We start from the raw sequence: 13,492 nt of genomic DNA, 5'->3' as shown, positions 1-13,492 counted from the left end.
GTACGACAGCAAAAGTTCTGACGGCACATTGAGAACGCCAATTGTCCTGGGGACGTTAAGAAATTTAGCTGTTCAAGAGCGAATGAATCCCCATCCATAATCTTTGATTTGGATGGGGTGCGTTCAATACCAACGCAGCCGCTGTCGCTGTTTTTGTCCGTCTTGGGATATTCCGTGAAAGGCCTTTTGGGTTAGAGGCATTGTTTATAAGTTCTGTAGCTTCTCAAGCTCTATTAAACGCTCTTTGTAATGGGTAGGCAAAATAGTTTTGGTTTACCGTTGACTGTTGACCGTCCAGGGTTGACTGTACCATGTACTTAAAAGTAAACAGTCAACAGCCAGCATCCTAACTTGATTTCTCCCTACTTAGTTTATATTTCTTCTTAACTGACATCAAAAACCTATACCAGGCTTGTGCTGGTTGGTCGTAAAATGTGAAGATATCCCCATAAGCAACTGTGGCATCCTGATGATGAAGCCAATGCTTTTCTGGAGTAGTAATGCACAAGAAGTTGCAAAGGTGCTCTAGGGTCTCGGGAGTTTTCCACTCCATCACAGAAACATGCCTCCAGATCACATGAAGCTCACCCAAGACTAGTCCCAAGATAGTTCCTAGAGGAGAAATTTGCCAGAACCAAGGCACAAACATCAAATAAGGAAAGGCACCTGCGAAACCATCAAGGATTACCAGGGGGTTCTTAGTTAATACAGCATAGTGAATGAAGCTACGATTCTTACTATGGTGTACTATGGCATGGAATTTACCAAAAATGTGCTCAGGGACATGGTACACAAAAGTAGAAAGGAAATCCCCAAGTAGTAGCTGCACTAAAGCAACCAATAAAATCTTAATGATGAACACATCTAACTCCTATTCGTATGCGCTGATCTTAGTCAACAAACGTTAAGGTTTGTCAAAGAAGAGGTTAAACTGAAATTTATTATTTCTTGAAGGTATGCTACTATAGCAATTCTCAATCATTCTTGTACAATAATCGCTCTCTTATCTAAGATTTGAAATTAAGCCAATGTTTTCAACTTATCACTTATGACTCCTGACTTCTAATTTTTATACTTCATATAAGTTGTACCACTCCGGCACGACGCGCTATATAATTTGAATTACTGAATTAATTGATATCCCTTTGCGGTTAATAGTTAATAGTTAATTGTCCCTTAACAATTAACCAACAAGCTTCAATGATCAGTAGTCAACTGGACAGCATATCAATCTGTCTATAGATGAGCTATAATTGACACCAATATCAAGCAGGTTTTTTATTTAAAAACATACTCAATTTAAATATTTTAAAACTAGCAATAATTTCAAGCGAAATCAAGTCTATAGTGACTTATAGTTTTCCAAATTACAGCGTTTTTCACAACTATGAGGTACACAAAATTTTTTCCCTGTTCCCTATTCCCTGTTCCCTGCTCCCTGCTCCCTAAAACCCAGAGATTTGTACCTGACCGAATTTAAAACCGATGTACATTATATCCCGCAACTATCACAGTTTTTTTTACAGGACTGACGCAGTAAGCTGATGTGCATTTAAATTGGTTATTCCCAGATCCGCTGTTCCCTTTGAGGAATTTAGGTATCCCAATCTAAATGCTGAACAACTTAACCTTACTTGTAGTGGCGTGGCCAGCTTAAAATTGTCTAATATAGAGTAATATCATGTAGGGATAATTACCCTTAATAAAAATCTCCCCATCTCCCCATATTCCCCTCCTGGTCGGGGTTAGGGGTGGGTATCACCCTCCCTCTAATTATGGGTATTAAACCTGACTTGATATAAGACGAAACCTGACTTGATATAAGACGAAAAAGGTTAAATGGTAAGAAGAGGAGGATAATTCTAATGCATCAAATTAATCTGGCTACCCCAGTAGGAAGCCACGGCGTCGGTTCCTACTAAATAAGCGCGTTTAGCCCCCAGTTTTGGGTAAGTCCTATTTTAATGACGAATTACCAATTACCAATTACCATAAAAGTTCAATCTTCCATTTCAGTTGACTCAGTTTGATCGGATTGGGTGCTTTCGGCATTTATCAACGTATTATTCGATGAATTTATGTTCCGCTTTCCTTCAGAGGCACGCTTATCCAAAATTGTCTTCAGCCTTGCTGAAGGCATTTCTCTATTAATATGAATCTGAATTTTCGGACCGGAACTAGCTAGACGAATAATCATCCCATGGATAACCGGCATTTGGGTAATCCGCTTGCCATCCATGTAGGTGCCATTGGCACCTAAACTGATAATTTCCCAACCATTAGGATTTCGCCGTAGTTCTACATGGTGACGGGAAACTACAGCGCTATAGAGAATAACATGATTATCGGTTGACCGGCCAATCCGAATCACTGATTCTGTTTCAAAGGGCCAACTTTGAACAGGCACAGACTGGAGAGGATGCAGTAGGGTTAGGGTAATCGCCGGTGTCACATCTTTCAAGGATTTTGTCCTCACGGCCTGATACTGTTAACTATCCCCCACCGACATGACGTGGGATTTCCTTGCTTATACAGCCAAAACGGCTGCCAGAGTTAGTCATATCTGCTTAGATTTACAAGGACTTACATGCACCCCAATTAAGGCACACCTATATTAATATAGAATCTACTTTGACACTCCCCGTCCTAAAAGAACGGGGATTCTTGGCTCTACGACTCGTCGTGGCTCTTTCAAACCGGAGTCAGAAAAAGTAGAGGACTTTTCTCCCCAAGCGTTTAGATCATAGATCTAGGTTTCGGTGTGCCCCACCGTACCTTTTTTATAGGAATAGACAGGGTGCGACCCGTAGCGAATTTAATTCGCCGACGGAAAACGCACCTTTATACTTTTTTATCTAAGTTTTTCATAGACGTTGTAGTCGTTAGACCAAATTACGCAATACGTATCTCATACATATTTTTTACGTTGTCTACTTATGATTAGATAATACCTATCTGAGAAAAAGTTTATTGCTTATGCTTTTATTCTATCACATCCGACGGAAAAGCCGTCCTAGAAGTACGGGGCGCGATTACCCAAACTTTTTGGTAAACACTATGACTATAGACGACCTTAGTAGAAGGGGCAATCTAGGAGAGTGCCACCATTGTGAATTATTAATCTCAGGCTATCACTTAAAAGGAAGGTCTGCAATTGGCTATAAGCCCTCTCTTGAAACATCCTTTAGTAAACTGCCCCGACCTAGCTAGCGCTTTAGGTCGGGGCTTTGTCCCAGATCAATTTTGCACAACCAGCTGTCACACGCACCTAGCACCGGCAACTCAAGAACTTTGGAACAAAAATGTCACTTTATCACCTTTCCCCAAGCTAATGCGATCGCCTGTTCTTAGCCGATGCCGATTGCCTGGTGCTAGAGAGGTGTGGTTGACATAAGTGCCATTGGAGCTGCCTACATCTTCAATATAGTAGGTATCCCCCTCAACTCTGATATCCGCGTGAATGCGAGAGACAATGTCTGAGTCAGGAAAACCAGAGACATCAATATCCGGTGGAATTTTATCATTGGGCTTACCCATATGAATCACTGATATATGCTGCGGTAACTCAATTGTTGTATTGGTTTGCATATGCAACAGTTGAGCTGAGATTACCTGCAACTGAGTTTGGGCACTACCTCTATCGGGTACAGGGGGCGGTGGTGGGTTCTCTAAGTCAGTTTCTGGTATTGATGGTGAGGGTGAGTTTTGGCTAGATTCTTCCTGAGAAAACCCTAAATTGCCAACGGTAGGCAGGGGCAATGGCAGGGTTTCTAAGTCAGGATTCTGCGGTTGAAATGCTTCTGAGTTGAGGGCTCGATTAACGACCGTAGCTGGCATAGCGGTGGTAGATTCAGCATCATCAGAACTGATAGGATTGGATGCTGGATCGGGGACTTGAGTATTCATAGCCATCGGTATAGGTTCAACAAGTGGGTCTGGGGATACCAAGTCGGGTATCTCTGGGGTAGAGTTTGACCCTGATTTCTCCCCTTTCTCCATATTGGCACCCACATTCAAGTGAAATCCACACTGACCACAGAAGCTGGCATCAGTCTGAACTGTTGCACCACAGTTAGGACAGCTGGTAGTGGAAGGTAAGGGAGTGTAGCAGGCTTCACATTGGGTAGCCCCTTCCGGATTTTGGTGATTGCAGTTAGGGCAAACAATCATAGAACTTTAATTTATTATTTTTAACAGCTATTATCTAGTTTCAGATAATGTGACGATCATACACTTCCCGATCGGGCAAGTGTAGGCTTAATGCACCTCTTAAGGCTACCAGAGCTTCTTTCTCCTTTGGAGACTCTGCGCGAACGAGGTACTATGATTTATAGAATTATCAATAACTGGATTTACTCATGGCGCGTTTTATTGTCAGGAACACTTCCTGCTCCGCTTGTAATAGACTTGATTGAAGTTACTGTTCGGTTCTTTTTGCTGGTATCTAATCGAGCAACCTTCTCGCTGATTAGACTACACTAGACTTGGACTATGATCCCGTGAAAATTAGACGTAATTCCTGTGCCCCATTCAACTACTGCTCGCCTATTGTAGAAGACCTGGAATTGGTGCGGGTTGAAGCTACAGTGGGAGCATATAAGGCAAAAGGCTTCCACACAAAAGGCTTCCAGGCAAGTCACCCTAATTAAGTATCAAAATCCCTAAAAATATAACATACTCCCGTGACAGCTCCCACACTGAACTCAAAGAGTCAGTGTGGGAAACAAGCGCCAATCCAGCTATTGCTTTGGAGGCGCTGGGCTTTTTGAACGGACTGCCCTCTATTGATGCAAAGCGCGAGTGGTTTGAAGTTACCGTAAGATAGGGTCGCCTTATTAAAAAACATTTAACCCTTTTCTGCATAACCTGCTAACTATAAAGGCTCCACTATCTAAGGTTTCGTCTCCGGGGGAAACCACGCCAATTGCTCATGGGGGGAACCCCCTAGACAGCACTGGCTACCCAAGACCGCGCTGCATCGCTGCCGCTCTGTTTTATTGGTCTTTTTTCTTAAGACTGTTGTGCTGACAAACCAGCATTTAAGGCCGTAGGCTACGCTACGGGAACGGCTTTGTTTATCAGTAAATATATTATAGCAATTCCATGCATACCCTGTGCAAAATTCATCCCACATCTCAATGCTACGCCATGAGTGTGGGATGAATTTTGCCGGAAGCTAAAACTATAATAGTTTCTCAGTAACTGGATAGAACTGTTTCCCACTTCATCGTTCACACTTGACACTTCCGCGCTTGTCAATGTTTCAAATCTTCACCTGCTGATTGATCTAGAAGCCACCAAAGTTCTCCTTGGGGCTGGATCAACCGAGCTGGATAGGTTTGTGGATCAGCTTCGGGGGCAAATATTTGAGCTAAGGCTGCTCTTTTGCCAGCACCAGCAACCAGAAACATAACGCAGTTGGCATGGTTAATCAAGGTGGAGGTAAAGGTGATTCGTGGTTGACCATCTTTGTTGCCAACTGTAACGAGTCGGTCTTTTACTTGCAGAGCCTCTGTATGGGGGAATAGGGAAGCAGTATGACCATCATCACCAATGCCTAACAAAATTACATCAAAGCCAGGAAACTCTCCTACTGGTATGCCAAAAAACTCATACAGTTGAGCTTGATGTTTATCCGCATCAGCAGCGGGGCTAGAGCCGTCGGTGGGCATGGGGTGAATGTTAGCCTCTGGTATATCGACTTTGTCTAACCAGGCAAGACGAGCCATCCTTTGATTACTATCGGGGTGCTCGGGACTAACATAGCGTTCATCACCCCAAAACACATGAATGTTATTCCAGGCAAGGTCAAAGGTAGCGATCGCTTCATATAAAGGCTTGGGGGTGCTACCGCCAGCAAGGGCAATCGTACACCGACCGTTAGCCTGGATTGCTCCTTGGATTTTAGTGAGGACAACATCAACAGCTCGCCTAATCAAAGCTTCTTTATCCGGTACAACTTCAACCACTTTGTTCATAAAACCTGTCTGCCGAGGAACACTACATCCACAAGACTACCTTTAATCAGCTAGTGCGATCGCTTTACCTGATTCAGGAAGAATACCAGAAATTATCCTAACACCTTGATTAGTGGTTAATGGTTAATGGTTAATGGTTAATGGTTAATGGCTAAGGCTCGTGACGCTCACCTAAAAGGTAGAGCGCGGGACTTCCCGTCTAAAACTTAACACCAGCAAAGGATGTTGGAGTTAGGATTCTCGATTGCCATAGGTTAATATGGGCAAAGCGCCAGGGTTGGCCTTCGTGCTCTTATATTGATCACTTATTGAGTACTACAAAAACTAGTAAGCCAGTAAGTTGAGGAGGGATTACTCAGTCAAGTCCCCAAGTTGATGATTAAGTTAATCTACTAATCGCGCTTCATAGCCCATGAATACTAATTCTGTTTATTCCTCGTTTACTGCTCTGACTCTTAAGGTTGTCGGGCTGATAATGATCGTTTCCTCTCTTTTGGATTACATAATTTTGGCAATTCCCCCACAGGGAGCTAGCCTGTTAAAGCCAGAGTGGCAGTTGAACTTTGCTACCCAAGTTGTTGACCGAGGCATTATCCCTATGGTCGGCATTGGGTTTTTATTTGCTGGATATTGGATTGCTCAAAGTGCTGCTACCGCTACCACAGAGCCAAAATCTTCGGTTCAAGATATCAGATTTTGGGTGCTGTGTCTGTCTAGTTTTCTAGGGTTGGTCTTTCTGCTAATGGTACCCCTACATCTCAATAACCTTCGTTTGCAAAGTTCCCAGGCTCTAGAACAAATTAACCAAAGAGCCAAGACCGCCGAAGTTCAACTGGAAAACCGCACTCAGCAAGTCACTGAACTTCTCAAAAGTCCTCAGGGTATAGCCCAGGTAGAAAAGAAACTCGCCGATTTAGACGCAGCCATTAAAAGTGGTAGGATTCCAGCACAACAGCTTGAGCAAGCCAAAGCTCAAGCTAACAGAGTTAGACAACAATTGCAGGCAATTAAGGAAAACCCTGATGTGCTCAATCAAGAAGTAGAGCAGAATATTAACCAAATCCGTAGTCAGAAACTTCAACTAGAGAAACGAGCCACCACTGAAGCTTTCAAACTGGGCATTAAAACTGGTCTGAGTAGCTTACTCCTAGCAATTGGCTATATTGCCATTGGCTGGACCGGATTGCGAGGGTTGGGAAGTACACCAGTAACCCGTCGTGGCCAAGCTTAGTAGGGTAGAGACTTTTAACCCTGACCAGATTTTTGATGATGATCCCCTTGACATGTTCTCGATCTATATCCTGACCTACAACGAAGAACTAGATATTGCTGCTTGTATCGAGTCAGCCAATCTCTCGGACGATGTGATTATCGTAGATTCAATCAGTAGCGATCGCACTGTAGAAATTGCTAGTCAGTATCCGGTGCGAGTTGTGCAGCACGCCTTTGAAAGTCACGGACGTCAGCGCACCTGGATGCTCAAGGAAGTCCCCACCAAGTACGAATGGGTCTATATCCTAGAAGCTGATGAACGCATGACCCCTGAGTTATTTGCCGAATGCCAGGGAGCAATACAACGACAGGAGCATGTGGCTTATTACGTTGCAGAGCGGGTCATGTTCATGAATCGGTGGATTCGCTACTCTACTCAGTATCCCCGTTACCAACTACGGCTGTTTCGTAAGGAAAAGGTTTGGTTTGATGATTATGGTCATACGGAACGGGAAGTATGTGATGGACCGACTGGTTTCATCAAAGAAACATATCCTCACTACACCAACAGTAAGGGATTTACCCGTTGGATTGATAAACACAATCGCTACTCTACCGACGAAGCTATCGAAACCTTGCGCCAGTTGGAGCAAGGAACTGTTGAGTGGGCAGACCTATTTTTTGGGCGTTCGGAAGTAGAAAGACGCCGTGCCCTCAAAAACTTGTCCTTACGCTTGCCCTGGCGACCTGTATGGCGTTTTATATACATGTATTTCCTACTGGGAGGCTTCCTGGATGGTCAAGCCGGGTTTACCTGGTGTACCTTACAAGCATTTTATGAGTATCTGATATTGGTCAAACTTTGGGAACTCAAGCATCCCATGCACCCTCCCTGTAGCCGTGTCATGCCCTCAACTTCCCAAGGCTCAAAAGACTCTGATGCTACCCAGGTCACTTCATCCTCATCCTAGTAGTCTTGATGTCAGATTAGGGTAGAATCAAAGAGATTACTATACCATTGGCTAACTAACTGAATTTGCTAACTAACTGATAAATCTAACATTTCATAGTAAAACTGGGTAGCAGCAATCCCCGCGTCTAATCACCGAGGAGTGTCAATTCCGATTCTCTATCTTTGTTAATCTATCTCTGGTAATATGTAAACAATAATACCGATTAGTCTGGTCAAAGGGAAAAAGCTGGTCTGATGTTAGTTCATGCCAGTAATAACCCTATAGCTAGTGCTGGTTAAAATCTAGTCATGGGTATAACGCCCTAATGTCATCATCTTCTTCATCTTGTCAAGCATTAACTAGCGCCAGACTTTGGAAGTGGTCTTCTAGATTGATGCAAACGGGCTACCGTTTTGTGGCAGTATCTAGAAACAAGATTTGGAGTAGCTAAAGCCAGCTCCAAACTCTAGAACGGCAAGGGAAAACAGGTGTAATTCCACTGTTAAAACTTACCTTTAAAGTATTTATTCTCCAAAACCAAAAAAGATCAGGAGGGAGAATGTTAGCCATGGGTCGCCATGCCTAGGGTTAACTATTGAGAACAGTTAATGGGTGCAGCTTAGGTTTTCCCTATGATATAGCTTACCATGGGTGAAAGCAACCTCGCTTTACTCCTACTCCACCTACTTTAAAATTAGTGTCTGTAGCGTGCGCCTATGCGCAATATAACCAACTATCCGACCATTGAGGAGTCTAAAGTCAGGATATTCGAGTCAGATTAATTGATTGTCAAGGAATTTTTCCCTTGAAATCCTCGAAAGAATCTAATAATCGTTCTGTATAGTCCCACTAACATAGCTGAATTATTATGATGAAAACTGAATTCTATATCCTGTCTCATTCTCATAGGCGAGTAAATTGATTAGAACGAACTGAGGTATACTAGTCTATAACGGCTATATCCACCTTGGCATTTTTTCACCCACTCCAAAAAAAGTGGCTATAACAAGGTAAGCTATCAGCTATCAGCGTGTCGCGTATCAGCTATTAGCGTGTCGCGTATCAGCCAAAAGGCCTGTAGCAACGCTACCGGAACAGTTTATGCCCATAGCGCACTCTACACCGAACAGCTTTTGAATAAAATACGCTGACGGCTGATGAATAAAATACGCTGACGGCATTAGGCTGAATGCTTACATAAAAAGTTGGAAGAGTAGTAGGGAATTGAGGTGGCTAGTCAAAAATTTTATTCAGTTATAAAAAGGAGAATCTGTGCTCTGTGTTCGAGGGCTTGAAGCAGGATCTAAAAAATGACCTAATTGCGGGGATTCTAGTGGTAATTCCCCTGGCTACCACAATCTGGTTGACGATTACAATCGCCAACTGGGTGATAAATTTTTTAACTAGAATTCCCAAACAAATTAACCCTTTTGATAATCTCCACCCCATCTTAGTAAATCTGCTAAATTTAGCAGTGGGACTGACAGTACCACTACTATTTATTATGCTGATTGGCTTAATGGCACGCAACATTGTTGGACGGTGGTTGCTAGATTTGGGTGAGAAAATATTGCAGGCGATTCCCTTAGCTGGCTCAGTATACAAAACCCTTAAACAGATTTTGGAAACCCTTTTACAGGATTCTAAAACTAAGTTTAGTCGGGTGATTTTGGTAGAGTATCCTCGCCAAGGAGTCTGGGCGATCGCTTTCGTCACAGGTGTTGTCAGTGCACAACTCCAATCCCACATGAATCGCCCGATGTTGAGCGTTTTCATACCTACTACTCCTAATCCCACCAGTGGCTGGTATGCTATGGTTCCTGAACAGGACGTCATTAATCTTTCGATGTCCATCGAAGATGCCTTTAAAGTATTGCTCTCAGGTGGAATTGTTAGCCCAGATAGCCCGGGAATCCCAATTAACCTACAGCAGCCTCCTGAAAAGCAACCATTGGAAGAACCATTGCCTGAGATGATACAGCAGGTTTTGCCAACAGAAGAAACCTAATCTTTTTGGGTAAAAGGACAAAATTAGCTAAGGACAAAAAATGCAACCTCGCAGAATTGCCCGTGAACTGGCTCTTTTGAGCATCTCTCAGATGCCCAACTCACCAGAGCGGTTGGATACACAACAACTGAATAATCTGGTGCTGGCGGCTATTCGTACCCTGACTGGAGAAATTCAAGAGGCTTTAGAAACGGCGGCGGCTGAATTGAAACGGGGTAGCGATCGCATTCTCGAAAGTGAAACTCGCGCTACTGATGTACGTAGTGCTAGAGCAATGGTAACGGATGCAATTGAGTTAACTGAGAAAGCGATCAATCACTTGGGAAGTGCGGTAGAGATTCCCGAAATTGTCCAGTTGTCTAATACGGTTGAAGTCCGTAGCTATACCCTAGAAATTCTCAAAGCTGTCAGTCGTAGACAGCTTGAGATTGATCAGATGTTGAACCAAGCCCTTAAAGATTGGCAACTGAAGCGCTTACCTCGTATTGACCGGGATATTCTGCGCATGGCTGTGGCGGAAATTTCGTTTTTAGGTATCCCAGACCGAGTCGCAATTAATGAAGCAGTGGAACTGGCTAAACGCTACAGTGATGAAGAGGGACACCGTTTTATTAATGGTGTTTTGCGTCGTGCCAATGAGTTGATTAAAACTCAAGCTCTAACACAATAGCGGAGGGAGTAGGGAGTAGGGAGTAGGGAGTAGGGAGTAGGTAGTAGGGAGTAGGGAGTAGGGAGTAGAGAGGGTAGTGGTAAAGATGTAGTGATTTGGCTAGGGTCTGGTCAAGGTAACGGGAGCTAAAATCACTACTTGTGTAGCACTACCGTAGAGATGAGGAGTATCGGGAATAGAATAAAATTCGGCTAATAGGCAAGACTATATTAGAAAATTAATAATATTAACTCAAATATCGATAAAATTAAGACAAACGCTTGGGGATTAGCCTAGGGCTAAGCACTCAAAACCTAAATCAAATATTGAATATATATAGTTAATTGACGCCATAGTCAAGTAAGGGTAATGGTCTTTAATTGGTTCCACCGAAAGTCTGATGCTAGCGCAGGGTCTGCTGAGAAAAAGGACTCTGATACATCTCAAGTAGAATCGGAACAAAAGGCAACAGAGCAACAACCAATAGACCAAGCTGATTCTAAATCTGTCCAAGAGTCATCCTCAGCAGCAGCTGAGGATTACCTGAGTTGGGCAAAAGCTGCCTACAAAAATGTTCAAAAGCAACAAGTAGATCAATCTCCAGAGACAGACACTACTGAAAGTAAGCCAGTAGATGATACAACGGCTCAGCCAGCAGCAAGGGCTACACCGGCAAAACCTCAAGAATCTCAGGAGACTGAATCTCCAGCGGCTGAAACATCCGAAGGGTCTGAGGAAACTGACACGACAGTTGCGGCTGAGATAGGTCAGATAGCTGTTGAAGAAGAATCACAAGCACAATCACAAGTACCATCACAAGCAGAATCGGAATTAGAAGAGTCTACGGTTAGTGAAGCTTCGGTAGATACTTCTGAAACGGTGGAACCAGTAACCGAGCAATTCTCTGATCAGATAGTAGAGGAGGCAGTATCAACACCATCGGATTCAGTGGATTCAGTTAAGTCTAATCATGACTCATCTATAGGTATGACCTTGGTTGAGAATAAACCAATCCCTGAATCAGATGCCTTGACAACTGATATAGCTCCATCAGCTGAGACAACAGAGGAAGAAACGCCTGCTTCTGGCCCCAGTTGGGCCCGTCGAGCAAGCACTAACCGACTAGCACGACTGGAACGTCTTAAGGAAACAGCTATTGAAACCCCTGAACCGGAACCCGAAGTGGCAACTGTGATCGAGGATGAAGGGGAAGCAGAGATAGATCAAGATATGCTGGGTCTGGCCTTTGATGATGGGTTCTTGTGGTCAGCAGAAGTGTTGGCATCTCAAGGAAGAAGTCCTGAGGATATCTCCATCGAGGAAATTAGCTGGCTCAAGCAACTGCGCCAGGGATTGGGCAAAACTCGTCGTGGCTTGATTAACCAAATAAAGGCGATTGTGGGTCAAGGCCCGTTGAATCAAGACGCGGTAATGGAGATTGAGGCGCTGCTGTTACAAGCAGATGTAGGAGTTGAGGCGACTGACTATATTATTGATACTCTACAAGCTAAGTTGCGGGAGGAGTCTCTACCAGCAGAAAAAGCGATCGCATATCTCAAACAAATCATCAGAGATTTGCTAGAGCAACCTTACAGTAACAATTACAGCCGGATCTTTGCTCCAGAAAACGATACCTTGAATATCTGGCTGATGACTGGAGTCAATGGTGCTGGTAAAACTACTACTATTGGTAAACTGGCTAACTTAGGTCAGAAGTCAGGCTACCGTTGTTTAATTGCAGCAGCAGATACCTTTCGAGCTGCTGCAGTCGAACAAGTTAAGATTTGGGGAGAGCGCAGTGGTACTGAAGTGATTGCTAATCCTGGTAAGAATACTGATCCAGCTGCTGTTGTGTTTGATGGCATTAGTGCTGCCCAATCTAGAAATACCGAATTACTGTTGGTGGATACAGCAGGACGATTACAAAATAAGAAAAATCTAATGGAGGAATTGGCGAAAATTCGGCGAATTGTCGCTAAAAAAGCCCCAGATGCCAAAGTTGAATCCTTGCTAGTGCTGGATGCTACTTTGGGTCAAAATGGTTTACGTCAAGCACAAGTCTTCTCAGAGGCAGCAAAACTGAGTGGGGTGGTATTGACAAAATTGGATGGAAGTGCTAAAGGTGGTGTCGCTTTAGCAGTAGTGCGGGAACTAGGCTTACCGATTCGGTTTATTGGTGCAGGGGAAGGGATTGAAGATTTGCGGCCTTTCTCTAGTTATGAATTTGTGGAAGCTTTGCTAAGTGGCTAAGCTGGTTATGACAGCAAGGGAGTAGGGAGTAGGGAGTAGGGAGTAGGGAGTAGGGAACAGGGAGCAGAGGGATAGGGTTTGACGGTTTTGCTTCGTTTTGCTTCTCACTGAATAATATCCAATATAAATGGACAACAGTTTAGTAATGTAATGACTAAGTTGTCCATACTTCTTGTGGAACCAAAAAAATACAATTGCTAAAAAACGCGATCGCTAAAATCTCGGTCATCTAAAAAACGCGATCGCTAAAATCTCGGTCATCTAAAAAACGCGATCGCTAAAATCTCGGTCATCTAAAAAACGCGATCGCTAAAGTCTCGGTCATCTAAAAAACGCGATCGCTAAAATCTCGGTCATCTAAAAAACGCGATCGCTAAAATCTCGGTCATCTAAAAAACGCGATCGCTAAAATCTCGGTCATCTAAAAAACGCGATCGCTAAA

Annotated in this window: 9 protein-coding genes; 5 read left to right on the top strand and 4 right to left on the bottom strand. The window is 43.6% G+C overall.

Going from position 1 to position 13,492, the window contains the following annotated elements:
• Window positions 1–346 precede the first annotated feature (346 nt).
• From F6K51_RS32550 to pgl, 4 genes are all read right to left on the bottom strand, one after another.
• Window positions 347–862 (bottom strand): sterol desaturase, encoded by a 516-nt coding sequence (locus tag F6K51_RS32550; RefSeq protein WP_293028668.1) that lies wholly within the window; start codon window positions 860–862, stop codon window positions 347–349.
• 1,137 nt (window positions 863–1,999) lie between these two features.
• Window positions 2,000–2,476, bottom strand: coding sequence for an FHA domain-containing protein (locus tag F6K51_RS32545; RefSeq protein ID WP_293028665.1), 477 nt, complete (start codon window positions 2,474–2,476; stop codon window positions 2,000–2,002).
• A gap of 806 nt (window positions 2,477–3,282) precedes the next feature.
• Window positions 3,283–4,170, bottom strand: coding sequence for an FHA domain-containing protein (locus F6K51_RS32540; RefSeq protein WP_293028663.1), 888 nt, complete (start codon window positions 4,168–4,170; stop codon window positions 3,283–3,285).
• Between the two features lie 1,085 nt (window positions 4,171–5,255).
• Window positions 5,256–5,978: a 6-phosphogluconolactonase gene (gene pgl, locus F6K51_RS32535; protein WP_293028659.1), complete on the bottom strand. Its 723-nt coding sequence runs from the start codon at window positions 5,976–5,978 to the stop codon at window positions 5,256–5,258.
• Window positions 5,979–6,390: 412 nt separating this feature from the next.
• On the opposite strand from pgl, the gene F6K51_RS32530 reads away from it, so the two are divergent.
• From F6K51_RS32530 to ftsY, 5 genes are all read left to right on the top strand, one after another.
• Window positions 6,391–7,209, top strand: coding sequence for an HpsJ family protein (locus tag F6K51_RS32530; RefSeq protein ID WP_293028656.1), 819 nt, complete (start codon window positions 6,391–6,393; stop codon window positions 7,207–7,209).
• A 52-nt stretch (window positions 7,210–7,261) separates the two neighbouring features.
• Window positions 7,262–8,161 (top strand): glycosyltransferase family 2 protein, encoded by a 900-nt coding sequence (locus F6K51_RS32525; protein WP_293028671.1) that lies wholly within the window; start codon window positions 7,262–7,264, stop codon window positions 8,159–8,161.
• Between the two features lie 1,261 nt (window positions 8,162–9,422).
• Window positions 9,423–10,151 (top strand): DUF502 domain-containing protein, encoded by a 729-nt coding sequence (locus tag F6K51_RS32520; protein WP_293028653.1) that lies wholly within the window; start codon window positions 9,423–9,425, stop codon window positions 10,149–10,151.
• A 40-nt stretch (window positions 10,152–10,191) separates the two neighbouring features.
• Window positions 10,192–10,821 carry a transcription antitermination factor NusB gene (gene nusB / locus F6K51_RS32515; protein ID WP_293028650.1) on the top strand — a complete coding sequence of 210 codons (630 nt, stop codon included), beginning with the start codon at window positions 10,192–10,194 and terminating at the stop codon, window positions 10,819–10,821.
• 348 nt (window positions 10,822–11,169) lie between these two features.
• Window positions 11,170–13,050, top strand: coding sequence for a signal recognition particle-docking protein FtsY (ftsY, locus tag F6K51_RS32510; protein ID WP_293028647.1), 1,881 nt, complete (start codon window positions 11,170–11,172; stop codon window positions 13,048–13,050).
• The last annotated feature ends 442 nt before the right edge of the window (window positions 13,051–13,492 follow it).

It is taken from the genome of Moorena sp. SIO3I8 (assembly GCF_010692325.1).
GTDB lineage: Bacteria > Cyanobacteriota > Cyanobacteriia > Cyanobacteriales > Coleofasciculaceae > Moorena.
Note: the sequence above shows the minus strand (reverse complement) of the source record. Positions and strands in the feature narration are given on the sequence as shown.